General features: G+C 66.5%; 29 protein-coding genes and 1 pseudogene. 12 read left to right on the top strand and 18 right to left on the bottom strand.

The annotated features are described in order from the left end of the window. Positions 1-40: 40 nt before the first annotated feature. From AC5RWA_RS01930 to AC5RWA_RS01940, 3 genes are all read right to left on the bottom strand, one after another. Positions 41-733, bottom strand: coding sequence for a potassium channel family protein (locus AC5RWA_RS01930; protein WP_275728039.1), 693 nt, complete (start codon positions 731-733; stop codon positions 41-43). Beyond that, entirely contained in the window at positions 726-2,189 is a 1,464-nt protein-coding gene (locus AC5RWA_RS01935; RefSeq protein WP_275728041.1) for a TrkH family potassium uptake protein, read from the bottom strand. Before AC5RWA_RS01935 ends, AC5RWA_RS01930 begins: the two co-directional genes overlap by 8 nt. 120 nt (positions 2,190-2,309) lie before the next feature. After that, entirely contained in the window at positions 2,310-2,558 is a 249-nt protein-coding gene (locus tag AC5RWA_RS01940; RefSeq protein WP_275731227.1) for a hypothetical protein, read from the bottom strand. 161 nt (positions 2,559-2,719) lie between these two features. Here AC5RWA_RS01940 and AC5RWA_RS01945 point away from each other — a divergent pair, with 161 nt between their 5' ends. Then, positions 2,720-3,001, top strand: coding sequence for a hypothetical protein (locus AC5RWA_RS01945; RefSeq protein WP_494056328.1), 282 nt, complete (start codon positions 2,720-2,722; stop codon positions 2,999-3,001). A gap of 88 nt (positions 3,002-3,089) precedes the next feature. On the opposite strand, the gene AC5RWA_RS01950 is transcribed toward AC5RWA_RS01945, so the two are convergent. Together AC5RWA_RS01950 and AC5RWA_RS01955 are read right to left on the bottom strand one after the other, a co-directional pair. Beyond that, positions 3,090-5,588 (bottom strand): beta-glucosidase family protein, encoded by a 2,499-nt coding sequence (locus AC5RWA_RS01950; protein WP_494056329.1) that lies wholly within the window; start codon positions 5,586-5,588, stop codon positions 3,090-3,092. Further along, positions 5,589-6,893 (bottom strand): MFS transporter, encoded by a 1,305-nt coding sequence (locus AC5RWA_RS01955; RefSeq protein ID WP_494056330.1) that lies wholly within the window; start codon positions 6,891-6,893, stop codon positions 5,589-5,591. Positions 6,894-7,011: 118 nt separating this feature from the next. On the opposite strand from AC5RWA_RS01955, the gene AC5RWA_RS01960 reads away from it, so the two are divergent. Beyond that, positions 7,012-7,608 (top strand): TetR/AcrR family transcriptional regulator, encoded by a 597-nt coding sequence (locus tag AC5RWA_RS01960; RefSeq protein WP_494056331.1) that lies wholly within the window; start codon positions 7,012-7,014, stop codon positions 7,606-7,608. A 108-nt stretch (positions 7,609-7,716) separates the two neighbouring features. Here the strand turns inward: AC5RWA_RS01960 and AC5RWA_RS01965 are convergent, their stop codons facing one another. The 6 genes from AC5RWA_RS01965 to AC5RWA_RS01990 form a co-directional block, all read right to left on the bottom strand. Continuing rightward, positions 7,717-8,103: a hypothetical protein gene (locus AC5RWA_RS01965; RefSeq protein WP_494056332.1), complete on the bottom strand. Its 387-nt coding sequence runs from the start codon at positions 8,101-8,103 to the stop codon at positions 7,717-7,719. 77 nt (positions 8,104-8,180) lie between these two features. Then, positions 8,181-8,585, bottom strand: a complete 405-nt coding sequence (locus tag AC5RWA_RS01970; protein ID WP_494056333.1) for a hypothetical protein — start codon at positions 8,583-8,585, stop codon at positions 8,181-8,183. A 70-nt stretch (positions 8,586-8,655) separates the two neighbouring features. Continuing rightward, positions 8,656-9,696, bottom strand: a complete 1,041-nt coding sequence (locus tag AC5RWA_RS01975) for a hemolysin family protein (protein WP_494056334.1) — start codon at positions 9,694-9,696, stop codon at positions 8,656-8,658. Continuing rightward, on the bottom strand, positions 9,689-11,050 hold the full coding sequence (locus AC5RWA_RS01980) for a hemolysin family protein (RefSeq protein WP_494056335.1): 1,362 nt from the start codon (positions 11,048-11,050) through the stop codon (positions 9,689-9,691). The genes AC5RWA_RS01975 and AC5RWA_RS01980 overlap by 8 nt, the downstream gene beginning before the upstream one ends. A gap of 205 nt (positions 11,051-11,255) precedes the next feature. Beyond that, a complete protein-coding gene (locus AC5RWA_RS01985) occupies positions 11,256-11,768 on the bottom strand; it encodes a hypothetical protein (RefSeq protein WP_494056336.1) in 513 nt (170 codons plus the stop codon). Continuing rightward, complete coding sequence (locus AC5RWA_RS01990) at positions 11,765-13,033, bottom strand: serine/threonine-protein kinase (RefSeq protein WP_494056337.1); 1,269 nt, start codon at positions 13,031-13,033, stop codon at positions 11,765-11,767. The genes AC5RWA_RS01985 and AC5RWA_RS01990 overlap by 4 nt, the downstream gene beginning before the upstream one ends. A gap of 125 nt (positions 13,034-13,158) precedes the next feature. Here AC5RWA_RS01990 and AC5RWA_RS01995 point away from each other — a divergent pair. The 4 genes and pseudogenes from AC5RWA_RS01995 to AC5RWA_RS02010 form a co-directional block, all read left to right on the top strand. Beyond that, positions 13,159-14,379 (top strand): annotated as a pseudogene (locus AC5RWA_RS01995) (MFS transporter); the annotation flags it as partial. Positions 14,380-14,403: 24 nt separating this feature from the next. Then, positions 14,404-14,781, top strand: a complete 378-nt coding sequence (locus AC5RWA_RS02000) for an ArsR/SmtB family transcription factor (RefSeq protein ID WP_494056686.1) — start codon at positions 14,404-14,406, stop codon at positions 14,779-14,781. 53 nt (positions 14,782-14,834) lie between these two features. Further along, positions 14,835-15,560: a hypothetical protein gene (locus AC5RWA_RS02005; protein ID WP_494056338.1), complete on the top strand. Its 726-nt coding sequence runs from the start codon at positions 14,835-14,837 to the stop codon at positions 15,558-15,560. A 14-nt stretch (positions 15,561-15,574) separates the two neighbouring features. Continuing rightward, the gene (locus AC5RWA_RS02010; protein WP_494056339.1) at positions 15,575-16,213 is read left to right on the top strand and encodes a copper resistance CopC family protein; all 639 of its coding nucleotides are present in this window, start codon (positions 15,575-15,577) and stop codon (positions 16,211-16,213) included. 85 nt (positions 16,214-16,298) lie between these two features. Here AC5RWA_RS02010 and AC5RWA_RS02015 read toward each other — a convergent pair whose 3' ends face one another. Continuing rightward, a complete protein-coding gene (locus AC5RWA_RS02015) occupies positions 16,299-17,039 on the bottom strand; it encodes an aquaporin (protein ID WP_494056340.1) in 741 nt (246 codons plus the stop codon). Between the two features lie 47 nt (positions 17,040-17,086). Between AC5RWA_RS02015 and AC5RWA_RS02020 the strand changes: the two genes are divergently transcribed. From AC5RWA_RS02020 to AC5RWA_RS02040, 5 genes are all read left to right on the top strand, one after another. Beyond that, positions 17,087-17,761: an arsenate reductase/protein-tyrosine-phosphatase family protein gene (locus tag AC5RWA_RS02020; RefSeq protein ID WP_494056341.1), complete on the top strand. Its 675-nt coding sequence runs from the start codon at positions 17,087-17,089 to the stop codon at positions 17,759-17,761. Between the two features lie 134 nt (positions 17,762-17,895). Beyond that, the gene (locus tag AC5RWA_RS02025) at positions 17,896-18,318 is read left to right on the top strand and encodes an arsenate reductase ArsC (protein ID WP_494056342.1); all 423 of its coding nucleotides are present in this window, start codon (positions 17,896-17,898) and stop codon (positions 18,316-18,318) included. 214 nt (positions 18,319-18,532) lie between these two features. Then, entirely contained in the window at positions 18,533-19,915 is a 1,383-nt protein-coding gene (locus AC5RWA_RS02030; RefSeq protein ID WP_494056343.1) for an NAD(P)-binding domain-containing protein, read from the top strand. An 18-nt stretch (positions 19,916-19,933) separates the two neighbouring features. Then, positions 19,934-20,353, top strand: coding sequence for an arsenate-mycothiol transferase ArsC (locus AC5RWA_RS02035; RefSeq protein ID WP_494056344.1), 420 nt, complete (start codon positions 19,934-19,936; stop codon positions 20,351-20,353). Positions 20,354-20,416: 63 nt separating this feature from the next. Further along, positions 20,417-20,905, top strand: coding sequence for a universal stress protein (locus AC5RWA_RS02040; protein ID WP_494056345.1), 489 nt, complete (start codon positions 20,417-20,419; stop codon positions 20,903-20,905). 52 nt (positions 20,906-20,957) lie between these two features. On the opposite strand, the gene AC5RWA_RS02045 is transcribed toward AC5RWA_RS02040, so the two are convergent. Beyond that, a complete protein-coding gene (locus AC5RWA_RS02045) occupies positions 20,958-21,146 on the bottom strand; it encodes a three-helix bundle dimerization domain-containing protein (RefSeq protein ID WP_115525357.1) in 189 nt (62 codons plus the stop codon). Positions 21,147-21,397: 251 nt separating this feature from the next. Here AC5RWA_RS02045 and AC5RWA_RS02050 point away from each other — a divergent pair, with 251 nt between their 5' ends. After that, positions 21,398-21,613 (top strand): hypothetical protein, encoded by a 216-nt coding sequence (locus AC5RWA_RS02050; protein WP_494056346.1) that lies wholly within the window; start codon positions 21,398-21,400, stop codon positions 21,611-21,613. A 37-nt stretch (positions 21,614-21,650) separates the two neighbouring features. Here the strand turns inward: AC5RWA_RS02050 and AC5RWA_RS02055 are convergent, their stop codons facing one another. The 5 genes from AC5RWA_RS02055 to AC5RWA_RS02075 all read right to left on the bottom strand — a co-directional run bounded on the left by AC5RWA_RS02055 (position 21,651) and on the right by AC5RWA_RS02075 (position 24,178). Then, complete coding sequence (locus tag AC5RWA_RS02055; RefSeq protein WP_494056347.1) at positions 21,651-22,400, bottom strand: GAF and ANTAR domain-containing protein; 750 nt, start codon at positions 22,398-22,400, stop codon at positions 21,651-21,653. Between the two features lie 156 nt (positions 22,401-22,556). Beyond that, entirely contained in the window at positions 22,557-22,760 is a 204-nt protein-coding gene (locus AC5RWA_RS02060) for a hypothetical protein (RefSeq protein WP_079598695.1), read from the bottom strand. 53 nt (positions 22,761-22,813) lie between these two features. Beyond that, a complete protein-coding gene (locus tag AC5RWA_RS02065) occupies positions 22,814-23,044 on the bottom strand; it encodes a hypothetical protein (RefSeq protein ID WP_494056348.1) in 231 nt (76 codons plus the stop codon). Between the two features lie 109 nt (positions 23,045-23,153). Then, positions 23,154-23,306 carry an LPXTG cell wall anchor domain-containing protein gene (locus AC5RWA_RS02070; protein ID WP_115525355.1) on the bottom strand — a complete coding sequence of 51 codons (153 nt, stop codon included), beginning with the start codon at positions 23,304-23,306 and terminating at the stop codon, positions 23,154-23,156. A gap of 47 nt (positions 23,307-23,353) precedes the next feature. Next, positions 23,354-24,178 carry an MBL fold metallo-hydrolase gene (locus AC5RWA_RS02075; RefSeq protein WP_494056349.1) on the bottom strand — a complete coding sequence of 275 codons (825 nt, stop codon included), beginning with the start codon at positions 24,176-24,178 and terminating at the stop codon, positions 23,354-23,356. Positions 24,179-24,357 lie beyond the last annotated feature (179 nt).

The raw sequence follows: 24,357 nt of genomic DNA on the forward strand, positions 1-24,357 counted from the left end.
AACCCGGGGTTTCGACAAGCTCAACCACCGGTAAGGCCTCCTAGGCCATGGTGCTGAAACCCTCGGCGAGGTTCTTGGGGCCCTGGACGATGATCTGGTCGTCGTCGTAGAGGACGGTCTGCGCGGTGGTGTGGGTCCAGGCAGTCCCCGGCCTCTTCACCGCAACGATCGTGATGCCGTACTTGTCCCGCAGCCCGAGCACCCCCAGCGGCCGGTCCCGCGCTTCGGAGGGCGGTTGGGTGCGGATCATCACAAAGTCGTCCTCGAACTCCACGTAGTCCAGGATGGACCCGCGCACCAGGTGCGCCACCCGCTTGCCCATGTCGTGCTCAGGCCGGATGACGTTCTCGACGCCCAGCTGGCCCAGGATCTCGGCGTGCGGTTCGCTGATGGCCTTGGCCCAGATCTGCGGGTGCTTGAAGGTCAGCAGCCGCGAGGTAGTCAGGATGCTGGCCTCGAGGTCGGTGCCGATGCCCACCACCACACGGTCGAACTCGTGGACGGAGAGCTGCCGCAGGACCTCCTCCTTGGTGGAGTCGGCCCGGACCACGTGGGTGAGCAGGCCGTTGTAGGACTGCACGATTTCCTCGTTGCTGTCGATGCCCAGCACGTCGGTTCCCTGGGCTTCAAGCTCCAGTGCCAGCGAACCACCAAACCGGCCCAGGCCGATCACGGCCACGGAATCAGCTTGCGCCACGCGCCCGGCTCTGCGGGAGAACAAGTCCTTAGCCAATGAGGGGCCTTTCCTTCGGGTATTCGTACATAATGGGTCGGCCGCGGACGGCCAGTGCGGTGCCAAGTGTGACGGGGCCAAGGCGGCCGATGAACATCAGCAGGATCAGCACCACCTGCCCGGCCGGCGGCATCCCGGCGGTGATGCCGGTGGACAGGCCCACCGTGGCGAAGGCGGAGACCACTTCGAAGAGGATCCGCTCCTGCCCGAAATCGGTGATCAGCATGAGGAACATCGTGGAGCCCACAATGAGCGCGATGGCCAGGAGCACCACGGTGATGGCCTGCCGGTGCACGGCCCGGGAGAGCCGCTTTCCGAAGATGTTCACCGCGGTGCCGCCGCGCAGTTCGGTGGCGAGGATGAAGAACAGGACGGCGAACGTGGTGATCTTCAGGCCGCCGGCGGTTCCGGCAGGCCCGCCGCCGATGAACATCAGGATGTCCATGCCCATCCAGGACACGGGGTGCATCTGCGCGATGTCGATGCTGTTGAACCCGGCCGTGCGGGTGATGACGGACTGGAAGAACCCGCCCAGGATGCGGTCGCCGGGCGGGAGCCCGCCCAAGGTGGCGGGATTGGTCCACTCGGCGGCGGTGAGGAAGGCCGTGCCGCCGGCGAGCAGCACGGCGCTGCCCACCAGGACCAGTTTGGTGTTCATGCTCCAGAAGACGGGCCGGTACTGGCGCCGCAGCTCGAACAGGACGGGAAAGCCGAGCCCGCCGATGATCACTCCGGCGGCGATCGGCAGGCAGATCCAGGGGTCGCTGACGAAGCCCATGAGGTTGTCCGAGTACAGCGCGAAGCCGGCGTTGTTGAACGCGGAAATGGAGTGGAAGACCCCGTGCCAGAGCGCTTCCCAGGGCTGATATCCGTAGCCCAGCATGAAGCGCAGCATCAGGACCAGGGCCAGTGCGGTTTCCACGATGACCGTGATGAGGAAGACGCCCAGCAGGACGCGGCGCACGTCGCCAAAGCCGTGGCTTTTGGTTTCGGCGGCGGCCAGCATCCGGGAGCGCAGGCCCAGCCGGCGGGCCATCAGCACGCCCAGGAGGGTGCCGAAGGACATGACGCCGAACCCGCCCACCTGGATCAGCGCCAGGATAACGGCCTGCCCGAATCCGCTCCAGAACACCGGGGTGTCCACGGTGATCAGCCCGGTGACGCAGACGGCGGACGTGGCCGTGAAGAGGGCTTCCAGCAGGGAGGCGCCGCCGTCGCCGGCTTTGGCCACCGGCAGCATGAGCAGGCCGGTGCCCGCGGCAATCGCCAGCGCGAAGCCCAGCACAATCACCTGGGCGGGATGCCGGGGAACCAGGCGCCGGACCAGCCGTTGCAGGCTGGACAGCTGCCGCTCCTGGAAGGCTGCGGCGGACCGGCCGTAGCCGGAAAGGACCGTACTTGGCTTTTGTCTCCGGCGGCGCGGGGCAGGGCTTCGCTGGTAAGCCTTCAGGTGCATAGGCGTCACGTTAGCACCACAGCGGACGGCGCCGGCGCCGCCGCTGATTCCATAGCCGGTGGTTGAGCTTGTCGAAACCAGGGTAGCGACAGGCTCAACCACCGAGAAGCCGCGCGGCCTTTAGGTCCGGCTGTCTGTGCCCTGCTCTTCCTTGTCAGGGTTGTCCGCCTTTGCGCCCGAGGAGGTCCCGCCGTCGTCCGGCTTAGGGGCGTCGTCCTTGTGGCGGGCTTCCTGGAGGTGGTGTTCCAACTTTTCTTCGGCGTCGCGGCGGCGCTGGCCAACGGTACGCATTTGTTGCGTGGTCGGAGACGTGTGGGCGTGCAGGTGCTGCCCGTGGGTCCCCTCGTTGCCGCTCATGTTGTTGTTCATGAGGAAATCCTTGCACTGCGGCTCTGCGTCAGGAAGACCTGCATTTTGGCACCCATCCACCGGGATAGCGGCTCCGAACTACTTGCGAGGTTCTGTTGCCGCGCGCTGCCGCACGGCCCTGGAACCCGGGTCCGTGGGTTCTTAGCAGGAGGTTTACAGATATGAGTGTGCCGAATTGCAGCCGTTTCCTTGTGGAATGCATCACCTGTGACCCGGACAAGCAGCCGGGCCTGCGCGAGGACGAGGTGTACGGGCTGTACCTGAGCTGGTGTTTCCTCAATGGCGAGGAGCCAATTGCCAGCGCTTCACTGTGGATCGCCATGCGCCGGCAAACCCAGGTTGAGCCGTACGTCCGCGGCGGCCAGCTGGTGTGGCCGGGGCTGTCGATGACCGGTCCTGCGGCGCTGGACTACATCTTGTCGAGCCAGCCCAGCTTGGTGTGATTCCAAAGCTGCCCGAAGAAAAGCAAAGAAGGCCGGGCTGGACCCGAAGTGTTCGGATCCAGCCCGGCCTTCGTTGCGAATGCCCGGTTTAGCGCAGTTCGATGTCCAGCGCCTGGAAGTCGTCGGCGGCGTGGCGGCCCACCAGCAGGCGGAACGTGCCCTGCTCAAATTGCCAGCCGCCGTCGTAATGGCCAAAGGACCGTGCCGGGATCCGCACTTCCACGCTTTCCGTACCTCCCGGCGCCAGGTACGTTCCCGCGTAGCCGGCGAGCCAGCGGACGGGGCGCTCCACGGCGGAGCCGGGGCGGTCCAGGTACACCTGCACCGTTTCACGGCCGGTGCGCTTGCCCGTGTTGCGGACCGGAACGTGCACCACGACGTCCTGGCCGGCGGTCACGTACTGGGGAGCGTGGGCTGTTCCCAGTTCGAAGGTGGTGTAGCCCATGCCGAAGCCGAACGGGAGGGCAGGGGCGGCGCCGCCGGCAGCTTCCTGCTTGAGCCAGGCCCGGTAGCCAACGTGGATGCCTTCGGAGTAGACCACCTTGCCGTCCACCGGTGTGGTGTTCAGGACCGGAACGTCCTCCAGGGCTGCGGGCCAGGTGGTGGGCAGGCGGCCGCCCGGCTCCTCGACGCCGAGGAGGATGTCCGCGATGGCACGGCCGAATTCCTGGCCGCCGAACCAGCCGAGCAGGACGGCTCCCACCTTGTCGAGCCACGGCATCAGGACCGGTGAGCCGGAATTGACCACCACGACGGTACGCGGGTTGACCGCGGCAACGGCTTCCACCAGTTGGTTCTGCAGGCCGGGAAGGTCAAGGTCCTTGCGGTCAAAGCCCTCGGACTCGATCGCGGCGCTGGTTCCCACCACCACGATGGCAACGTCCGCGGCCCGCGCCGCTTCCACTGCCGCGTCAATATCGGCCTGGGGGTCCTCCACGACGGTTTCCTCGCCCAGGAGGATGGCGGTGAACGGGATGACCTGCTGCTTGGGCAGCTCGTAGACGGCCTCGATGCGCACCGCTTCGCCCGCAGCGGTTTCCACGGGGTGGACGGTCTTGGGCGGGTCGAAGAGCGCGGCGCCGAGCACGTCGGTGTCATCCTCGATTTCGCCGTTGAACACTTCTTCGCCCTGCAGCGAGAGGCGGATGTGGCCCACCGTTCCCACGCCCAGGTGATGGATGCCTGCCGTGGGGGCCGTCCAGTCAGCTTCCATGCGGATGGCGGCGGCACCCTCCGGGATCCCGACGCCGAACCAGATCAGGTGGGACGCGAGGCGGTCCTCACCGGAGATTTCCGAACCGTCCCCGGACAGGAAGGTCACCCGCATGCCGGGAACGCCGGACACGGGGTTGTGTAGGGAGGTGCGCGGGAAGGCCTGCAGGCCTTCGGCTACCTTGGCTCCGCGGGCGTAGCTGACACTGACGCTTTCCGGCAGGGCTTCACGCAGCCCCTCCAGGGGAGAAACGGTGTACTTGGGCATGACGGTGGCACTGCCGCCGCCCTGCGTGCGGGCCTCTTCGGCGTTGTGGCCGCTCACCGCCACGCTGGCCAGTGCTGATGGGTCAAGGGGCAGAAGCCCGTCCTTGTTGCGGACCAGGACGGCGCCCCGGACCGCCACTTCGCGGGCGACGGCGGCGGCGTCGAGGGCTGGCGGAAGGTCGGCCACAGCAGGGGAGAAGCCTTCAAGCGATCCGACGCGGGCAGCCAGGCGGAGGATGCGGATGACTTTTTCCAGGATGGCGGCGCGGCTGACGCGTCCGTCCTCAACGGCTGCGAGCAGTTTGGGTCCCCAGTGGCCTACCGGGCCGGGCATCTCGAGGTCCTGGTGGGCATTGGCCGCCTCGACGGACCGGACGCCGGTCCAGTCCGAGACGACGACGCCGTCAAAGCCCCACTCGGTGGACAGCGGGGTCTTCAGGAGGTGGTTCTCGCTGGCCGTGGTGCCGTTGATGGAGTTGTAGGAGCTCATGACCAGCCAGGCGCGTGCTTCGGTGATGGCGTCTTCGAAGGCTGCGAGGTAGAGCTCGCGCAGGGGGCGCTCGTCCACCACGGAGTCGGCGGTGAAGCGGTCCGTTTCGGCCTCGTTGGCCAGGTAGTGCTTGGGTGTTGCCCCGACGCCCATGGACTGCACGCCGGCCACGTAGCCGGCGGCCAGGGTTGCGGTGAGCCGGGGGTCTTCGCTCATGCACTCGAAGTGCCGTCCGCCCAAGGGTGAGCGGTGCAGGTTGATGGTGGGGCCGAGTACGGCGTGGACGCCCTTGCGGCGGGCTTCCTGGCCCAGGACCTGGCCGTAGCGGCGTGCGACGTCCACGCTCCACGTGGCGGACAGGGCGGACGACGACGGCAGGGAGACGGAGTCGTGCCGCTCGTCGAAGTCTTCACCACGGACCCCCGACGGACCGTCCGAGAGGACCACGCGGGACAGGCCGATGGAAGGAAGGGCGTGCGTTGCCCAGACATCCGCGCCGGTCAGGAGCTGGATCTGCTGCTCAAGGGGAAGGCTTTCGGCCAGTTCGCGGATGCGTGCTTCGGCGTCCGGTGAGCCTGCGGGCGGGGCAGTGACGGCAGGGGACAGGGCGGGGTTCATCTATTTGACTCCTTTGATGCGGGTGACGAGGACGGCGCCGATGATGCCGACGACGGCCCCGCCGATGAAGAGTGCGGGGTAACCGCCGAGCGTGATGACGGGGAACGCGATGGCCGGCACCAGGGACTGGGGCAGTGCCTGGGCGATGTTGAAGACACCAAAGGTTTTCGCGTTCTCGCTCTGGTCCTTGGGCAGCAGATCGGTGATGAGGGCAACGTCCACGGCTCCGAAGCAGCCCAGGCCCAGGCCGGTGATTGCCTGTCCGACCAGGACCTGGTCCGTGGTGGTGCTGGTGGCGATGACGATCAGGCCGAGCATCACGATGATTGCCGAGGCGATGACCATTGCCTTGCGCTTGCCGATGCGGTCGCTGATCCAGCCTCCGGCGAGGCTGGTGAGGACCGTGCCGGCGGAGTTGACCAGGGTTGCCTGGAAGACCAGGGCGGTGACATCCGCTTCGGCGACCTTGAGGTGGTCGATGAAGAAGTACGGCAGGTACAGCAGGCCCGCACAGTACCCGATGTACACCAGGAACTTGGTGAACCAGGCCCACCCCAGTCCGGGGTTGGTGCGGGGGTTGAAGTAGAACGAGCCAGCGATCTCCTTCAGGTTCAGCGGGGCAGGCTTCTCGGTCAGGACCCGGTCTTTGAACGTGAAGGCAAAGGCGATGGCCACAACGGTGCCGATGATGCCGGGCACCACCGCCATCTGCAGCGCGTTATCGAACAGCTGTGCAAGGAACGCGGCGGCAACCAGTCCGAGAGGAAGCGTCATGCCAATCAGGCCGGAGAGACGGCCGCGTTCGGTGGGGCCGGCCTGATCAGGAAGCGTGGCAACCAAGGCAGAAAGGGCGGCGTTGAAGCTGAGCTGCGTAAACAGCCAGGCAACCAGTACCCCGATGACGTCGGTGGCCGAACCCAGGAAAAACAGCGACACGAGCCCCACCAGGGAACCGCCAACAATCCAGGGCTTGCGCATACCGAACCGGGATGTGGTGCGGTCGCTCAGCCTCCCGAAGAACGGATTGGCCAGCAGCGCTGCCAGGGCGCCGACGCCGGCAACCAGGCTCAGGGCTCCTGCCCGGGTTTCCGGGGTGGTGATCTCGGAAACCTTGATGGCCAGCACCACAAGCGCCGGAGCCAGCACAGCCATCCAGAGCCCGGCGCTGGCGATGGGCATGCCGATGACGTAGGCGCGGGGTGCCTTGACTGGTGAGGGGGCGCCGGTTCCGGCGGCGGTGTCTGCTGTGCTGCTGCCCAAGGCACCGCTGGCCGGAGATACAGCGGGATCTTGGGAAATGGTCATATCGGCCACATTGCCTCCTGATGAAAGCGACCCTCCGTTGGGCCGTGAAAAGGATCATATACACAAAAACCAAGTAAGACTAGGTTTTCAGGAGAGGCGCTTGAAATAAACTGTCGTGATGCCAACATCAAAGCCGCGTGGCCAGTACGCCAAAGGAGCGGAGCGCCGGGAGCAAATCATCCAGACAGCAACGGATGTCTTCGCCACTGAAGGCTTTGAAGGTGCGGCGCTGAAGCGGGTGGCCGAGCTCGTAGGGGTGAAGGAGGCCACCCTGTTCCACTACTTCAGGGGCAAGCAGGAGCTGCTGACTGCCGTCCTGTCCGAGCGGGACCGCCGGGTCCTGAGTACTGCCGATGACGCCAAGACAGGACTGAGGCTGCTCGCGCCCGTCGCAGAGCGGAACCGCAACGAGCCCGGACTCACCACGCTTTACGCCGTGGCCTCAGCGACGGCCAGCGATCCCGGGCACGACTCACACCCGTATTTCGTAGACCGCTACGCCATGCTTGTGACGGAGTTGGGCGAGGACATCCAACGCCGCCAGGAATCGGGTGAAGTGCGCAATGATATTCCTGCGCAGGCACTCGCGAGGCTGGTCATCGCAGCCTTTGACGGACTGCAACTGCAATGGCTCTACGACAAAAATGTCGACATGGCCGGCGGCCTGACGCAACTCACGGACATCCTCATGAAGCCGCCCTCAAAGGACAGATGAAGGCGTATCCCGGTTCGGCAGGGGGCATCTCGCCGGGGGATGCAGTTTCAAAGGAAGTGGGACACCCCTTGGGGTGAAAAATGGTGCCTCGGGCACGGCGCTAAAGCATCATGAGGACGAACCGGCGATCGCGCTTGCGATGCCCACGCCGGTCAGTACCAGGCTCAGGACGGTGGCGGTGTTGTTGTGCCTTGGGGGTTCCAGCCGCCAGCGTGTGGGGTGGCAGATGTCGTAGTGCAGGACCGCTACGTGTCCGGCCTGAAGTTCCGGTGCCTGTTCGGGCTCCAAAAGGCCCCGGCGGGAGGTGCTGGTATTGTCGGTCCATTGCAGTCCCCGGTACCGTCCGGCGGTAAAAACTTCACCGTTGGCGGTGGACCAGTTGCACCGGCGCTTGCGGATGATCCAGCCGATGATCAGAAGCGGCACGCCCGGTACGACCCCGACCCAGGTCATCAGCTCCAGGATGGGGCCCAGGAATTCCGTGGGGCTGGCCATGGAGCGATCATATCGTCAGGGCACACGAGGTGAATGGGTAATCCGGGTTGTGGAAGGAAGCGAGGGGCCGACAGACTTCAGCTGGAGATGGTGGTAAGCGCCAGACCAACAACGGCACAGAGGACGCCGGCTCCGGTCAGGATCCAGCCCAGAACGAGAAGCGGGTTCTGCTGCCGCGGAGGATACATGGACCAGTGGGCAGGGTGGCAGGTGTCGTAGTAGAAGACGATGAACGTTCCGGCAGTCACCTTCGCGGCTTCATCAGCCGGCAGCAGGATGAGACGGGATGTTGCCTCGTCCTTGGGTCTCCACTGGAGGGCTTTGTAGGCACCTGCGGTGACGACTTCGCCCGCGGCCTGGGCCCAGGGGCATTGTTTTTTGGCGATGATCAGGCCCGTAACGATCAGGGGGATGCCGGGGAGGACACCGATCCAGGTCATGAGTTCCAGGATGGGAGCCAGTAAGTCAGCGGAAAAGGGCATTGTGCTCCAGACCGGTCATGCCCGGCAGCAGTGTTTTTACCGCTGCCGGGCACGAAAGCAAGGGTGACTGTCAGGCGCTGGTGGCGTCCTGGACTTCGCCCACGAGTTCTTCGATGATGTCCTCGAGGAACAGGACACCGGTGGTGTTGCCGTGGGCATCGAACACCCGGGCCACGTGGGCGCCGGTGCGCCGCATCGTGGCCAGCGCGTCCTCGAGCTCACCGCCGCTGAAAGCGGAGGCGAGGCGGCGGATCCGCTTCGCCGGAACGGGCTGGGTGAACTTCTCCGGCGTCACCAGGTCCAACACATCCTTGAGGTGCAGGTAGCCGGAGGGGACGCCGGCCTCATCGGTGAGGATGTACCGGGAGTAGCCGTGTTGGGCCACTGCGCGCTGGATGTCCGCCGGGGTGGCGGAGGCGGGCAGGAGCACCATCTCGCTGATAGGTACCTCCACGTCCGCTACGGTCTTGGCGGTGAACTCGAACGCGGCCGTCAACGTGCCGCTGGTGTCGCTGAGCATGCCGTCGCGGGTGGACTGCTCCACGATGTTGGCCACCTCGTCCAGGGTGTAGGCGCTGGTGGCTTCGTCCTTGGGCTCCACTTTGAACAGCCGCAGGATCGAGTTGGCGATGCCGTTCAGGGTCCAGATCACCGGCTTGACCACCCGGGAGACCATCACCAGCGGCGGGGCCAGGATCAGCGCCGCACGGGTGGGCACGGAGAAGGAGATGTTCTTGGGGACCATCTCGCCCAGGACCACGTGCAGGAAGGTCACCAGCAGCAGGGCGATGACGAACGCGATGATGCTGATCGCCTCGTAGGACAGCGCGGTGAGGCCCAGCGGGATTTCCAGCAGGTGGTGGATGGCCGGTTCGGAGACGTTCAGGATCACCAGCGAACAGACCGTGATGCCCAGCTGGCTGGTGGCCAGCATGAGGGTGGCGTGCTCCATGGCCCACAGCGTGGTTTTGGCGGCTTTGCTGCCGGCCTCGGCCTTGGGCTCGATTTGGGAGCGGCGGGCAGAGATGACGGCGAACTCGGCGCCGACGAAGAAGGCGTTGACCACCAGGAGTACCGCCAGCCAGATGATGCCGGGAAGGTATTCACTCATGGGTCAGCTCCGAGGTGAGGTTGTCGATGATGCGGTCATGGGCGCTTTGGGGCGGTTCCTGCGTTTCGTCCGGGGTGAAGCGGATCCGCTCCACATGCGTGCCCAGGACGCGCTCCACACGCAGGGTCCCGCCGTCGATCTGCACTTCATCGCCGAGTTCGGGGATGCGGTCCAGCTGGTCCGTGACGAACCCGGCGATGGTGTCGTAGTCCTCGTCATCCGGGACAGTGATGCCGGTCCGGTCCAGCAGTTCGTCCGGCCGCAGCGACGCATCGAAGGTGATGGACCGGCCAACCCGGACCACGCCGGCGCGCGCCCGGTCGTGCTCGTCCTCGAGTTCACCCACGATCTCTTCCACCAGGTCCTCAAGGGTGACGATGCCGGCGGTGCCGCCGTGCTCGTCAGAAACGATCGCCACCTGGAGCCCCTGCTTGCGGAGCAGGACCAGCAGCGTGTCGACCCCCATCGACTCAGGCACCCTCAATGGTGCGATCATCAGCTCTGAAGCGGTGACGCGGGCCCGGTCTTCCAGGGGCACGGCGAAGGCCTGCTTGACGTGCAGGACGCCCAGGACGTCGTCGCGGTCCTCCCCGATGACAGGGAACCGGGAGTAGCCGGTGGTGGTAGCCAGGGCGATGATCTCTTCGGCAGTGTCATCGGCGTTGACCGCGGTCATCCGCACGCGCGGCGTCAGGACATCGGCGGCTGAGTGTTCGGAGAAGCGCAAGGTGCGGTGCAACAGGACTGCGTGGTCGGCGTCGAGCACGCCTTCCAGGGCAGAGCGCCGCACCAAGGAGCTGAGTTCCTCGGCGCTGCGGGCGCCGGACAGTTCTTCCTTCGGTTCGATGCCGAAGGACCGGATGATCGCGTTCGCGGTGTTGTTGAACAGCAGGATCACGGGTTTGAACACGGCGGTGAAGAGCGCCTGGAACGGCACCACCACCTTCGCCGTCGCCAAGGGCAGCGCGAGGGCGAAGTTCTTGGGGACCAGCTCGCCGATCACCATCGAGAAGATGGTGGCAAGGAAAATGCCGACAACGGAACCCACCGCGGGCACGGCGCCTTCAGGAAGTCCGGCGGCGAGCAGGGGGCCGCTGAGCATCCGGCTGATGGCAGGTTCGAAGGTGTAGCCGGTCAGCAGTGTGGTGAGCGTGATGCCCAGCTGCGCACCGGAAAGGTGCGTCGAGGTGATCTTGAGGGCCTTGATGGTGGGCCCCAGGCGCTTTTCACCGCGCGCCTGGCGGGCTTCAAGATCGCCGCGGTCCAGATTGACCAGGGCGAACTCGGAAGCAACAAAGAAACCGGTACCGACCGTCAGGACAAGGCCGATACCCAGCATGATCCATTCATACATTCGGGCGCCCCTCTCCCGTGGTGGCCGGCGAACCGGTCAGAAGGTGGAGGGGCCAGGGCATATGTGAAGGAGGGTCATCCATAATGCTTCCACTTTACGCGGTGCCAACTCTCGGCCGGGCCGTGTGCGCCGTAGGCGAACTCCTGGCATCCACGACCGAAACAGGTAGCGCCGGTGTGGGCCGCCGCCGGGGCCACGTCAACGCTTAGTCCCTGTTCCGCTGCTTTTCAGCTTCCTCCTTGGCCTCCTTGCGTTGCTTTTCGGCTTCCTCCTGTGCCTCTTCGACCTGCTTTTCGGCCTCCTTCTGCGCCTCCTTGCGCTGCTTCTCGGCCTCTTTTTGCGCCTCTTCGAGCCGCTCCTGTTCGTCCTTGGTCAGCGGTCGATCGGTTGCGGGGGGCGTTGGCGCCGGTGCCAGGGCTGCTTCCAGGTCACTCCTGATCGTGCTGATGGCCGCCTCGATCCGGGCTTTCCGCTGCTGCGAGACCTTGCCCTGGTCCGCAGCGGCTGCCACGTCCTGGTTCAGCTGCTGAAGCTCGGCCAGCACCGACGGGAAGTCCTGCGCCGCAGCCCGTTCCTTTGCCGAGGCCACGCGGGTCTGCAGCTGGCCGGCCACCGCACCGTCCAGGTAGAGCGCAGGGGAGCACCCGGCCAACAGAGCTCCGCCAAGGCAGGCGGCAAGGACGGCGGTGGCCAGCTTTCGGCGTGCTTGGCGGTTCATGGCCTGACGCTTTCTTCGAGTTCCTTGAAGTGTTCGCCCAGCTGCCCGGGGATGGCGGGCCCGGGATCCACCGGCGCGGGCTGCGGCCCCTGGAGGGACGTCAGCAGGACCGCCCCGAGGATGAGTACGACGACGACGGCAGCGGCCAGGATCCACAGGCGGCGCCGCAGCGGGCCGGGTTTGTCCCCGGCACGCTTCCGGGGAGGCTTCGGATCTGCCGAGGCAGGTGCCCGCGCCGGCAACTGTGGGGCAGGCTGCCATGACGTGGCGTTGGTGGCCTGGCTGTCAGCGAGGACGGGCAGCCTGCTCCCTTGCGCGGCCGGGCTCCCGGCCACCCGGGTCCCGGCGACACCCGCGTCCAGGATCCGCGTGGCCGGGTGGGCCGATGCGACGGCAGTATCACCGGCTCCTTCCGCCGGCAGGCTCCATCCCACGGATCCCAGTCTCCTGGCGACGCCCGCTGCATCCGGCCTGTCCTGCGGGTCCAGGGACGTCATGCCGGTCAGCAGCGGCGTCCACTGCGGGCCAAGGGAATCGGGAATGTCCGGAAGCCGGGAGAGACGTGCCACTGCGGCTTCGAGCGGAGGCCCGGGGAATGCCACCGTCCCGGTGAGGGCCTCCAGCAGCACCAGGCCCAGCGAGTAGATGTCCGCGGGCGGCCCCACCGTGTCCCCGCGGGCCTGCTCCGGACTCAAGTAGGCCGCTGTTCCCGGAACCATGTTGGTGGCGGTGAGCCGGGCGCCGTCGAGCATTCTTGCGATGCCGAAGTCGGCAAGCTTGGGCCGCAGCGGGGAATCCGCCGCGTAACGGGTCAGCAGGATGTTCGCGGGTTTTACGTCGCGGTGCACTACGCCGCGCTGATGGATGTACTGCAGTGCTTCAGCCAGTTCGGCTCCCAGCCGCGCCGCTTCGTCTCCGGCCAGCGGCCCGGCTGCGAGGTGGCGGCGAAGGTCGGTTCCGTTAACAAGCTCCATGACCAGGAAGGGCACTTCCCTGTGGCCGCGGAGCAGCGTGCCGGTGTCGAAAAGCGTGACCAGGCCGTGGTGGTTCAGCTGGGCGAGCATCCGGGCTTCCGCCTGCTGCCGGGCCAGTTCCTCCGGGTCGGTGACGTCCTCGCGGAAGATCTTCAGCGCCACCTGCCGATCAAGAACCAGGTCGGTCCCGCGGTAGACGCTGCCCATTCCGCCGTGGCCAAGGACTTCTTCCACTCGGTACCGCTCACGCAGGACGGTTCCCGCCAAGCCGGTGTGCGTCTCTTCGGTCATGGTTATTGCCTTCCGTCCAGCACCTACTGTAGCGATGCCTTGCCCGTTCAACCGCTCACCAACCATGCTCGGAGGCGTAGAATTAGGTGCATACTTACGCACATGTGAACTCGAAAGGGTGTCGAATGCTGGACGTTCTGCGGAATGTGACCTACCGGCGGTTGTTCGCGGCGCAGGTGGTGGCGCTGCTGGGGACGGGGCTCCTCACAGTCGCGCTGGGCTTGCTCGCGTTCGACCTGGCAGGCAGCAACGCCGGCGCCGTCATGGGCACGGCCCTGCTGATCAAGATGCTGGCCTATGTGGGCTTCGCTCCGGTGATCAACGCGGTGGTGGCGCGGTTGCCGAAGAAGCCCGTGCTGATTGGGGCCGACCTGGTCCGGGGCGCGATGGCGCTGTGCCTGCCGTTCATCACCGAGGCGTGGCAGATCTATGTGTTGGTGTTCCTGCTGCAGTCGGCATCGGCCACCTTCACGCCGGCGTTCCAGTCGCTGATTCCCACAGTGCTGAAGGAGGAGCGGGACTACACGCGGGCCCTTTCCCTGTCCCGGCTCGCGTATGACATGGAAGCCTTGGTCAGCCCCGCCGCGGCGGCACTGCTGCTCACCGTCGTCAGCTACAACAACCTGTTCCTGGGCACCGTGTTCGGGTTCCTTTTCTCGGCGCTGATGGTCGCCGTAACCGTCCTCCCGAAAATTGAAGCGACAGCCGTGCCGGCAACATCGCTGTGGCACCGGACCACCCTCGGTGCCCGGATTTTCTGGCGGACCAGCCGGCTGCGGTCCCTGCTAGCCCTGAACGTGGTGGTCGCCGCACCCACCGCCATGGTCCTCGTCAACACCGTGGTCTACGTCCGTGACGTGCTCGGCCGCGCCGACACCGACCTTGCACTGGCGCTGGCATCCTTCGGCGTCGGCTCCATGCTCGTTGCGTTGTTTGCACCCCGCGTCCTGGAGCGCTTCGGCGACCGCGCCGTGATGCTGGCCGGCGAGGCCGCCATCCCCGCAGCACTGGCCGGTTGCGTGGCTGTGGTTGCCTTCGCTGAGCCGGAAGCTGGCTGGTGGTGGCTGCTGGGGCTGTGGTTCGTCCTTGGCGCGGGCAACTCAATCATCCTCACGCCGTCGTCGCGGCTGCTCCGTGACGCCTCCACGGAGGAGACCCGGCCGTATGTGTTCACTGCCCAGTTCTCGCTCTCGCACGCCTGCTACATCATCGCCTACCCCCTTGCCGGCTGGCTGGGCGCTGCCGCCGGCCTGGGCTGGGCCGCATTGGCGCTGACAATTCTTGCGATACTGGGTAGCGCAGGAGCCTTCCTGTCCTGGCCCCGGCGCAGCAGCACGGAGGCAGGCCGGCCGTTATCGAGGAGCAGCCCGTTGAGCAGCCAACCGAGCAGTCCTCCCAGCGCCGGCACTGAAGAACCCTCGCTCGTCCATGAGGTGGCTCCAGGGGCGGAGCTGCTGGAAACGGCCGCCGGGACGCTGCGGATGCTGGCCGAACCCACCCGGCTGCACCTGCTCTGGCAGCTCGCCCAGGGTCCCAAGAGCGTCACGGAACTCACGGCCGCAGCCGGCGTTCCCCGGACGGTGGTCAGCCAGCACCTTGCCAAGCTGCGGTTGAGCGGACTGGTGGACACGCGCAAGGACGGCAGGCATGTCATTTACTCGCTGCATGACGGGCACCTTATTAGGCTGATCCGGGAGACCATCAACCACGCAGACCACCGGGTCACCGGCGAACCCGTCCACGACTGACGCCGGGTCAGCAGCAACCAGGCCCGCCCGCTCCGAGTATGAAAGGCAGGACCATGCCCGCACAGCCGCCCCTGCGCTTTCTGCGCTCCGGCGTGATCACGGGCTCCGGCATTGGGCTTGCGGCTGCCGCGCACACCGCCGCGGGCGGGCACCTGCCACCGGTTCCGGTCCTGCTCCTGCTGGCGGTTTTGTGCATGGCCCCCGTGATGCTGCTCTCCCGCCGCCGCTTCCGGCTCCCCGCTATGGCCGCCATTCTCGCAGCAGGCCAGGCGGCCCTCCACTGGGCCTTCACCGCACTCTCCGGACCGTCTGTGCATTGTGTCGGAAGTGGCGTCGCCGCCCACGGCCACCATCGGGACATCACCATCCCCACCTGCGCCGGCACTCCAGGTTCCGCCATGGAGCTGACAGGTCACGCCCTGGCCGCGCTGCCCGCCCCGGCCATGCTGGCAGCGCATCTGCTCGCCATCGCCGCCACCGCCGTCGTGCTGGCCCGCGGAGAGGCCGCACTGTGGCAGCTTAAGGCGTGGCTCGCCCCGCTGGCCGCCATCCTGCACCCTGTCCGGCTGCCGGCCGCGTACCGTGTCTGCGCTCTGCCGAAAAAGGCCGTAATGAAGCGGCACACGGCAGTCCGCATTCCGCCGCGCCGCGGCCCGCCGGCTGCCTCCCGGGCGGACATTGTCGGCCATCGGCACGCCCGCCTGATCAGGCCGGGCCCCTTTACCTTCCCCGAATTACGTCCGGCCCACCCTCACGCTTGGCCGGACACAGTCCCCTGAAAGGACAACCACCAATGAGCTTTCCCATCCGCCGCGTACTGACCTCAGGCGCCGCAGCCGCTGCCCTCGCCCTGAGCCTGCTGGCCGGTTCCGCACCTGCCCAGGCCCACGACGCCCTGGCGTCCACCAGCCCTGCCGCCGGTGAAACCGTCACCACAAACCCCGGCAAAGTCTCCATCACCCTGACCAATGCACCGGACACCGGGCTTCCCGGTTCAAACATCATCACGGTCACCGCCCCCGACGGCCACGTGGTCAGCAGCGGGGACGTGCGTGCCGAGGGCTCAACCTTGAGCGTCGACGCCGCCATCGACCACGACGGCGAACATACAGTTGAGTGGCGGGCCGTTTCCGCCGACGGGCACCCCATCGACGGCACCTTTACGTTCACCTACGCCGGGGCCGGGAGCCACGGCCCGGAGGAGACGTCGACGGCGGCGGCCACCACGGAACCTACAGCCACCTCAGCTGCCACCTCAGCGGCCCCGAGCCCGGCGCCTGCCACCGAAAGCCCGGCAGCCGCATCCGCAACATCCGGACAGGACAATACGGGCCTGTTCATCGGCATCGGCGCAGTCCTGCTCCTCCTGGTCGCGGCAGGCGCCTACTTCATCGGCCGCCGCGCCAAGGGCGGTACCAGCGCCTCCCAGTAGCTGCGTTGCCTTGATAAGCCCGTCCGGCACTTCGCCGGGCGGGCTTATCTTTTGGGCTACCGGACGGAGGTATTGGCGCCGCCGCCTACGGCTTGGTTGCCCGGCTGCCGTGCGGGATAACGACGTCGTCCGCGGCCCGCGCGGCAGCCGGGAACAGCAGGAGCAGCAGGCCCAGGCCGACGGCTGCGCCCACCAGCTGGGCGATCACAAACGGGAGTACGGAGCCTGGGGCGATGCCGGCGAAGGTGTCGCTGAAGATCCTGCCGACGGTCACGGCGGGATTGGCGAACGCGGTTGAGGAAGTGAACCAGTACCCGGCCCCGATGTAGGCACCCACGGCGGGCGCGGCGAGGGCCCCGCGGTTGGTGGCGGCCAGGGCAAAGATGAGCAGGACCAGCCCGGCGGTGGCCACGACTTCGCCCAGCAGGTGCCCACCGCTTGCCCGGTCCTTCGCGGAGAAGGAGGTCCCGACGTCGAACATTGCGTTGGCGAGCACGCTGCCACCGATGGCCCCGGTGACCTGGGCGGCGACATAGGCGCCGAGGTCCGGCAGGGTCAGGCCCGAGCGGCTGCGCCGGCCGAGGAACCAGTCGGCCAGGGAGACGACGGGGTTGAAGTGCGCGCCGCTGACCGGGCCGAACACCAGGATCAGCACCGTCAGGCCAAGGACGGTGGCGGTGCTGTTCTGGAGCAGCTGCAGGCCCACGTCGTTGGGGGAGAGTTGCTGGGCGGCGATCCCGGAACCCACAACGATGGCAACGAGCAGGGCGGTGCCGAGCAGTTCGGCCACGGCGCGGCGCCACAACGGCGGCTGGTTCAAAGTCATGCCACCAAGCTTGACGCACCGCGAATAGCTCAGTCAAAATTGAATCAATGAACATTGAGCCAGCTTCCGACTTTGAAGCGCGCGTTGCGCGGCATGCGGCTCTCGCCGATCCGGCACGCCTGCGCATCGTTGACCTCCTGACGCTGGGGGATTTCTCGCCCACGGAACTGCAGGCGGAGCTGGGGATGTCCTCCAACCTGCTCGCACACCACCTGAAAACGCTGGAGGACGCCGGCCTGGCAACCCGGCACCGCTCCGAGGCGGACAGGCGCCGCAGCTACCTCCGGCTGGCCCCCGGGGCTTTGGACGGGCTGGTTCCCGGCGCGGTCCACGGCGCGCAGCGGGTCCTGTTCGTCTGCACGCGCAACAGCGCCCGCTCACAGCTGGCCGCCGCCCTGTGGCGCCAGGCCAGTACCGTCCCGTCAGCGTCTGCCGGGACGCACCCCGCGGACCGCATCGCCACCGGGGCCGTCGACGCCGCCCGCCGCCACGGGCTGCACCTTCCCGCCGTTGCACCCCAGGCGCTGGATGACGTCGCCGGTGACGCGGATTTCGTGGTGACCGTATGCGACAACGCGCACGAGGAGCTGACCGGGCTGGCGGGAATCCACTGGTCCATCCCGGACCCGCTGCGGCTCGGCACCAAGGACGCCTTCGACGCTGCCTTTGCCGACATAGCCGGCCGGGTCACGGACCTCGCGCCCCGCATTACGGCTGCTTGATCCCGCAGTGGAACTCTTCACAACAACATATTGACATTTATCAATGTATGGCCAGATACTCGCTATATCGATCATCATCAATGTTCGGTTGGGGAGTGTCAGCAGTCCAACCCAACCGATACCAGGAGACACCCGTGAGCACCGAAACAGCCAAGAAGCCCTCCGTCCTGTTCGTCTGCGTCCACAACGCCGGCCGTTCCCAGATGGCCGCCGCGTTCCTCACCACGCTCGGCAAGGGCCAGATCGAGGTCCGCTCCGCCGGGTCCCAGCCCGCCGAAAAGATCAACCCCGCCGCCGTTGAAGCCATGGCAGAGCTCGGGATCGACATGTCCGCCGAGGTGCCCAAGGTCCTCACCACCGAGGCCGTCAAGGAGTCGGACGTGGTGATCACCATGGGCTGCGGCGACGAGTGCCCCTACTTCCCCGGCAAGCGCTACGAGGACTGGGTGCTGGAGGACCCGGCCGGCAAGGGCGTCGACTCCGTCCGCCCCATCCGGGACGAGATCAAGAGCCGCATCGAGGGCCTGATCGACTCCCTGATCCCGGCCGCCAGGTAGCCCAAACCTAAACAGGGGAGGGGGTGAGCCTCACGACCAACGGATGCTGCGGCGACTCGGGTTGCTGCGAAGACGAGGACTGCTGCTGACCCCCACCCAACTAGGTCGCAGTAGTTGTCGTTTTGGGGCCTCAAAACGACAACTACTGCGACCTAGTTGGGCAGCCCCGCCGCTTAACCGCACCCCGCCGCCGCTACGGATGAAAGAGGACACCATGGATTCAGCGAAGAAGCTTCCAGTCGCCGTGATCGGCGCCGGGCCCATTGGCCTGGCCGCCGCCGCCAACCTGCTTGAGCGGGGCCTGGAACCGCTGATCCTTGAAGCAGGTACGACGGCGGGCGCGGCCATCCAGCACTGGCGCCACATCCGTCTCTTCTCACCGTGGCGGTTCAACACGGACGCCGCTGCCGTCCGCCTCCTCGAAGCGGCCGGCTGGGAGGCACCCCGGCCCACCGCACTGCCTTACGGCGGCGAGCTGATCGACAACTACCTGGCGCCCCTGGCCGCCCTTCCCCAAATCGCCTCGCGCCTGCAGACCGGCGCGCGCGTCACCGCCGTCACCCGGCAGGGCCTGGACAAGACCCACATCAAGGGCCGGGACACCACACCCTTTGTGGTGCGGGTGGAGCACGCCGGCGGCGAAACCCGGGACCACACCGTGGCAGCAGTCATCGACGCCTCCGGCACCTGGTCCACCCGCAACCCGCTGGGCACCTCGGGCCTGCCCGCCATCGGCGAAAAAGCAGCAGGGGAACGGATCTCGGCGCCGCTGCCCGATGTCGCCGGCCGTGACCGTGCTGCCTTTGCCGGGCGCCGGGTCCTTGTGGTCGGTGCCGGACACTCCGCCGCCAACACCCTCATCAACCTCGCTGACCTCGCCAAGGAAGAGCCGGACACCCGGATCCTGTGGGCAGTCAGGGGTGCAACTGCGGACAAGGTCTACGGGGGAGGCGACCTGGACGGGCTGCCTGCCCGCGGCCAGCTCGGCGGCCGGGTCCGCCGGCTCGTGGAGGCCGGAAAAATCGATCTGCACACCGGGTTCGGGATCAGCTCGATCAAATCCCTGGACTCATCCGTCACCGTCGGTGCCATGGACGGCCGCACCCTCGTGGCCGACGTCGTGGTTCCCTGTACGGGCTTCCGCCCGGACCTGGACATGCTGCGCGAGCTCCGCCTCAACCTGGACCCCGCCGTCGAAGCGCCCATGGAACTGGGCCCGCTGATCGACCCGGAATTCCACTCCTGCGGCACCGTCCCGCCGCACGGTGCCAAGCTGCTCGCCCATCCGGACAAGGACTTCTACATCGTGGGGATGAAGTCCTACGGCCGGGCCCCCACCTTCCTGCTGGCCACCGGCTGCGAGCAGGTCCGCTCGGTTGCCGCCGCCCTCGCCGGCGACCAGGAATCCGCCGACACGGTCCACCTCGAACTCCCCGAAACCGGGGTCTGCTCCACGGACGCCGGCACCAGCTGCGACGTCCCCGTGTCGGCCGTAGCGGCAGAGGCCTCAGAGTCCGGTTGCTGCGCCGCACCCGAACCGGTGCTGGTGGGCTTCCCCACCGGCCTGGCCCACGGCCGCTCCGGCACCACCAACTGAAAAGGAAACAACCTCCTCATGAGCCAGGACAAGACTCCGTCCGTGCTGTTCGTCTGCAGCAAGAACGGCGGCAAATCCCAGCTCGCCGCCGGACTCATGCGTGACCTCGCCGGCGACAAGATTGCCGTCTACTCCGCCGGCACCAAGCCCGCCAAGGACTTGAACCCCCAGGCGGTGGAGTCCCTGACCGAACTGGGCATCGACGTCACCGGCGAATATCCCAAACCGGTCACCGACGAGGTCCTGGACACCGTGGACGCCGTCATCGTCCTGGGCACTGAGGCCAAGCTTGAACCGCGCGAGGGCAAGCGTTTCGAAGTCTGGGAAACGGACGAGCCCTCCGAACGCGGCATCGAGGGCATGGAACGGATGCGCCTGGTCCGGGACGACATCAAAGCCCGGGTCCAGGCGCTCTACACGGAGCTCACCGGGAAGTAGCCATGTCCGCCGGAGCTGGAACTGGCCCGCTTTTCGCGGCCGCGCCGTGCGTGCGGGGACAGCATGTCCGGTAAGGAATGGCCGGACGGGCCCATCGTCGTCGGCGTTGAATGGAACTTCTCCGAACACCTGGTCCGCACGGCCGCAGCCCTGGCGGCGGCAATGGGAGAGCACCTGATCTGCGCGTTCGTCGACCCGGCCAGCTACCTCATGGAATGGGCGCCGGCGAACCAGCGGACAGCCCTGTCCCTGGACCCGAGCATCAACGAAGAAGCCGAATTCCCTTCCGCACACCTGCAGCGGCGGCTTGAAGATGTTCTGGGGGAACCGGGGGAGTCCTGGTCCTTCCGCGTACTCAACGGCGACGTCTCCAAGGCCCTCAACCGCCTGGCCAGGAACACCGATGCGGCGCTGCTCGTGGTGGGCGCCGGCCGGCCGGGGTCTGTGGCGTGGCTGGACAGGGTCCTCGAGGGGTCCGTGCCTGCCGCCCTGATCCGCCACCAGCAGCGGCCCGTCCTCGTTGTCCCGGAGGGCGGGGTAGGCGGGGCGTGAGGGCGTACGACGGCGGCGCTCGGCTTGCGCTGATTGGCGCGGACCGGATGGGCTACTGATGGGCGAGGCGCAGCTTTGCCGCCCGTTCCACAAGGAGCGGTACGTAGTCCCGGACGGGCCCGTCGTCGAGCAGGCCGTGCTCTTCGGCGACCACATCTTCAATCACGGAGCGTTGGTGATGGGGGAACCGCTCGGCCAGCCGGTCGATGACAGCCATCAGCGCTTCAGGTTCTTTGGTCATCCCCAAAGCTTCGGCCTGCCGGCCGGGAGAGTCAACAACCACTTTTAACCGCTGCACTCATCCGAGATCGCTGACGTCGTCGTACGTAATCGTCCACTCGTTCACCAAATTACTTGCCTGTAACGTCAGTTTCGGAAAGCCCGTCGGTCCCCCACCGGCGGGCTTTCTTCGTCCCCGCACAAGCTTCCAGTTTCACCCCTGACAGACCGCCTGCTACTGCTCTTGCAGGGTGGGCGTAGCAGAAGCGAGCATTGGTCATGGAAGACCTGCGGCAGACAGCCACCACGCTCCTGGGGCGTGCGGACGTGTCCTTGATAGACCTCTGGATCTCGTATTGGAACCACGGCGGGCGCTGTCACCCCGTCGAATTCGACGCCTTTATTCACGGCATCCTGGTTGCCCGCTGGTTTGATACGGAGGCTCTGGCATCCGCACTTGAAGAGCTCTCCCTGGACGCCGCCAGCTGAAGAGCGGGCCTGAAGAGCAGGCAGAGGAATCCGGGCGTTATTCGTCGAAAAATGTCCGCAAGGGTGTATGGGGTGAAACGGATTCGATGACTGCGGCCGCTACGTTGTGCAGTTTCATGTTGCGGGAGCTGGAGGCTTTCCTCAGGATGGTTATCGCCGCATCCTGGCTGCACCGGTTCTGGGCCATGATCACGCCGACTGCGATATCGATGGCAGTCCGGGACTTCATCGCCGCTTCCAGGTTGTCTTTCGCTTCCTGGAGCCTCGTCAGGCGCAGCTCTAAGCGGAGGGTCTTGGCGGACTGTTCGCCGAACAGTTCGGCGCGGGCGATGTCCTCGCCGGATATTCCATAAGGACGCGAGGAGTAGATGTTTAAAGCAGCGGTGGAGTCTCCCTCCAGGCGCAGGGGAACACCCAGGATTGATTGGATCCCCTTTTGCGCGACGGCGCGGATGTATTGCGGCCAGCGGTGCTCTTTTGAAACGTCCGGAACGTAGGTGGTGGTGCCGGTGCGCATGGCTGTCAGGCAAGGCCCGTCGCCGAAGGCGTATTGGAGCTCATCCATCTCCCGTGCCCTGGGGCTGCTGCAGGCCACCGTAACGGGCTTTTTCCTGCGCACCACGGTGACGTTGCAGTGGGCCTTGGATTCGGGCGGAGAGAGGAGCGACGCGGAGAAGGTGGCCAGTTCCTGGAAGAATTCTTCGGCATCAGAGGTTTCCAGGACCATGTCCTGGAGCCGGGAGGCAACATCGTCCTGCAGTTCTGAGCCGAGAGGCATAGCGTCCATGGCGCGTCCTTACGAAGTGTCTTCAACCGCGATGAAGAACATGCGGCGTGAATGCGCCCACCTCCAGACGGTTCCTTCCCAGCTTACGCCGGAACCGCCTGCCCGGAAGGTTGTGGAGCCAGGAAGCGCACCGCTCTGCACTCTGTGGCGGCCGAGTCACGAATGCAGCGCGAAGTCCTCGAGAGCCCACGCCAGGATTTTCAGGTCAAAGGCGTCAAGAACCATGAGGTCGTAGAGGCAGGCATCGAATTCCACCAGGCCTGCGTTCCCGCCGTTTCCCCAGTACCAGCCCCACAGAATGGGAAGTGATGAGACATCGTCTCGGATGAGGACCTGTGCCTGTGCCAGTGGATCCAGCATGAGAAAACCTAGCCACTGCCGCCGGCACCGAATGCAAGGGACGGCAAAAAGCGCTAGTTGTCGGCGCGCTGGGCCTCGAGCCACTGGCGCACCACGGCCAGGACTTCGTCCGGATCCGCGGTGGCAAATCTGCTCGGTTCCCCGCCGGTCGCCTTGCCGTACGTGATCCGGGCCCGGAAACTGGGCTCGCCCCTTGGCTCAAACCAGGTCCGGATGACCATGGTCTCGCCGCTCAGGGCGTCCCCGCCCCCGTCCGCGGCGCCTGTGCCGCCGTCGTCCATCATGATGTCCCCCAACTCTCGTGCGTCAACCTGCCCCGATCCTGCGGCATAAGCATCAGGAACGTGCGGGATTTTCTGAAAGATTGGCGCAAGGTTGGGTGGCGCAGGGGCGTCAGGTCCTGGCTCTGCGCTTGACCCAGCCCCAGGCGGCTGTGGCGGCGAACAGCACCAGGCCGATGAGGGCCAGCCACAACAGGCCCTCGATGATGAAGCCCAGGATGGACAGAACAAGCCAGATGATCAGCAGTGTGATGATGAGTCCCATGACCGAAGCCTAGTCCCAAGACACAGGCACGGACACGGGCAGCACGGCTAGCCGGACGTCGTCTGGCCCTGGCTCTTTTGGGCGAGCCGCTGGAGTTGCCAGTCATGCACCTCCGGCAGCCAGTCCAACGGGGCCGCTGGACCAACCCGCGGGTCGTCGGGAACGCGGCCGTCCTGCAGGGCCTGCACGTACGCGCGGTCCTGTTCGATGCGTGCCCGCAGCTGTCCAGCTCCGCCCACCGAGCCGTGGCCGGGGATGACGGCATCGGCGTCGGCTGCAACGCCGTCGAACAGCCGCAGCGCGGCGAGGTAGTCCCCGAGCGGATCCGCGGCCTCCAGGTCGAGGAACGGCATCATGATGTCCGAGAGCATGTCGCCTGCGACGAGGACCCGGCGCTCCTCGATCAACAGGGCGGCATGGCCGGGAGCATGGGCCTGATGCTCGATGATCCGGATGCCGGGGCCGTCCCAGGCAATGTGCGCAGCATCGGCGGGCAGGCCGGTAATGAGGCCGAGCAGATCCATCGGGATCTCGTCGGCGTGCTCCGGCGGCAGCCCCTCAGCTACCCGGTCCTTCCAGTCCGGGGCCGCCAGCACATCCCGGATGGAGGCGGCGCAGCGGGCTGTTCCATAGCGGGGTGCGTCGCCGAAGTCCGGGTGCCAGAGCACGTGGTCCCAATCGGGGTGCGTGGAGAAGCCTGCTACGACGGGCTGGCCCAGCCGGCGGAGGTCGTTCGCGAGGTCCGCCATTTCGCTGCTGGTGATGCCGGGGTCGATGAGCAGCACACCGTCCCGGCCCTGCACAACAACGGAATTGCTCTGGATGAACGCGCTCTCGTGGACCAAAACGCCCTCAGCCACTTCCTGCAGCATGGAATGCCTTCCGCTTGTGGGTGGAACCGCTAGGGGAGACGGTATGGCTTGGCGGTGGGAAGTGGCAAGCAAACGTGAGGTACGACGGCGGCCCGCCCCGCCGTCGTACCTCACGGCAGAGCCGCCAAAGGTGGCCCCTGCCGCCCGCGTGCCCCTGCCGCCCGACGGGAACGGGCATG

This window comes from Arthrobacter sp. 210 2 (genome assembly GCF_059093025.1).

What these genes read in the sequence shown, in the direction of transcription:
- AC5RWA_RS02015 (WP_494056340.1), bottom strand. Translation starts at nt 17,039, where the DNA reads ATGACTTTGAACCAGCCGCCGTTGTGGCGCCGCGCCGTGGCCGAACTG.
- AC5RWA_RS01950 (WP_494056329.1), bottom strand. Translation starts at nt 5,588, where the DNA reads ATGAACCCCGCCCTGTCCCCTGCCGTCACTGCCCCGCCCGCAGGCTCA.
- AC5RWA_RS02040 (WP_494056345.1), top strand. Translation starts at nt 20,417, where the DNA reads ATGTCCGGTAAGGAATGGCCGGACGGGCCCATCGTCGTCGGCGTTGAA.
- AC5RWA_RS01935 (WP_275728041.1), bottom strand. Translation starts at nt 2,189, where the DNA reads ATGCACCTGAAGGCTTACCAGCGAAGCCCTGCCCCGCGCCGCCGGAGA.
- AC5RWA_RS02060 (WP_079598695.1), bottom strand. Translation starts at nt 22,760, where the DNA reads ATGCTGGATCCACTGGCACAGGCACAGGTCCTCATCCGAGACGATGTC.
- AC5RWA_RS01945 (WP_494056328.1), top strand. Translation starts at nt 2,720, where the DNA reads ATGAGTGTGCCGAATTGCAGCCGTTTCCTTGTGGAATGCATCACCTGT.
- AC5RWA_RS02010 (WP_494056339.1), top strand. Translation starts at nt 15,575, where the DNA reads ATGAGCTTTCCCATCCGCCGCGTACTGACCTCAGGCGCCGCAGCCGCT.
- AC5RWA_RS01975 (WP_494056334.1), bottom strand. Translation starts at nt 9,696, where the DNA reads ATGAGTGAATACCTTCCCGGCATCATCTGGCTGGCGGTACTCCTGGTG.
- AC5RWA_RS02020 (WP_494056341.1), top strand. Translation starts at nt 17,087, where the DNA reads ATGAACATTGAGCCAGCTTCCGACTTTGAAGCGCGCGTTGCGCGGCAT.
- AC5RWA_RS01980 (WP_494056335.1), bottom strand. Translation starts at nt 11,050, where the DNA reads ATGTATGAATGGATCATGCTGGGTATCGGCCTTGTCCTGACGGTCGGT.
- AC5RWA_RS01965 (WP_494056332.1), bottom strand. Translation starts at nt 8,103, where the DNA reads ATGGCCAGCCCCACGGAATTCCTGGGCCCCATCCTGGAGCTGATGACC.
- AC5RWA_RS01960 (WP_494056331.1), top strand. Translation starts at nt 7,012, where the DNA reads ATGCCAACATCAAAGCCGCGTGGCCAGTACGCCAAAGGAGCGGAGCGC.
- AC5RWA_RS01940 (WP_275731227.1), bottom strand. Translation starts at nt 2,558, where the DNA reads ATGAACAACAACATGAGCGGCAACGAGGGGACCCACGGGCAGCACCTG.
- AC5RWA_RS01970 (WP_494056333.1), bottom strand. Translation starts at nt 8,585, where the DNA reads ATGCCCTTTTCCGCTGACTTACTGGCTCCCATCCTGGAACTCATGACC.
- AC5RWA_RS02075 (WP_494056349.1), bottom strand. Translation starts at nt 24,178, where the DNA reads ATGCTGCAGGAAGTGGCTGAGGGCGTTTTGGTCCACGAGAGCGCGTTC.
- AC5RWA_RS02070 (WP_115525355.1), bottom strand. Translation starts at nt 23,306, where the DNA reads ATGGGACTCATCATCACACTGCTGATCATCTGGCTTGTTCTGTCCATC.
- AC5RWA_RS02030 (WP_494056343.1), top strand. Translation starts at nt 18,533, where the DNA reads ATGGATTCAGCGAAGAAGCTTCCAGTCGCCGTGATCGGCGCCGGGCCC.
- AC5RWA_RS01990 (WP_494056337.1), bottom strand. Translation starts at nt 13,033, where the DNA reads ATGACCGAAGAGACGCACACCGGCTTGGCGGGAACCGTCCTGCGTGAG.
- AC5RWA_RS02045 (WP_115525357.1), bottom strand. Translation starts at nt 21,146, where the DNA reads ATGACCAAAGAACCTGAAGCGCTGATGGCTGTCATCGACCGGCTGGCC.
- AC5RWA_RS02035 (WP_494056344.1), top strand. Translation starts at nt 19,934, where the DNA reads ATGAGCCAGGACAAGACTCCGTCCGTGCTGTTCGTCTGCAGCAAGAAC.
- AC5RWA_RS02055 (WP_494056347.1), bottom strand. Translation starts at nt 22,400, where the DNA reads ATGGACGCTATGCCTCTCGGCTCAGAACTGCAGGACGATGTTGCCTCC.
- AC5RWA_RS02005 (WP_494056338.1), top strand. Translation starts at nt 14,835, where the DNA reads ATGCCCGCACAGCCGCCCCTGCGCTTTCTGCGCTCCGGCGTGATCACG.
- AC5RWA_RS02065 (WP_494056348.1), bottom strand. Translation starts at nt 23,044, where the DNA reads ATGATGGACGACGGCGGCACAGGCGCCGCGGACGGGGGCGGGGACGCC.
- AC5RWA_RS01955 (WP_494056330.1), bottom strand. Translation starts at nt 6,893, where the DNA reads ATGACCATTTCCCAAGATCCCGCTGTATCTCCGGCCAGCGGTGCCTTG.
- AC5RWA_RS01985 (WP_494056336.1), bottom strand. Translation starts at nt 11,768, where the DNA reads ATGAACCGCCAAGCACGCCGAAAGCTGGCCACCGCCGTCCTTGCCGCC.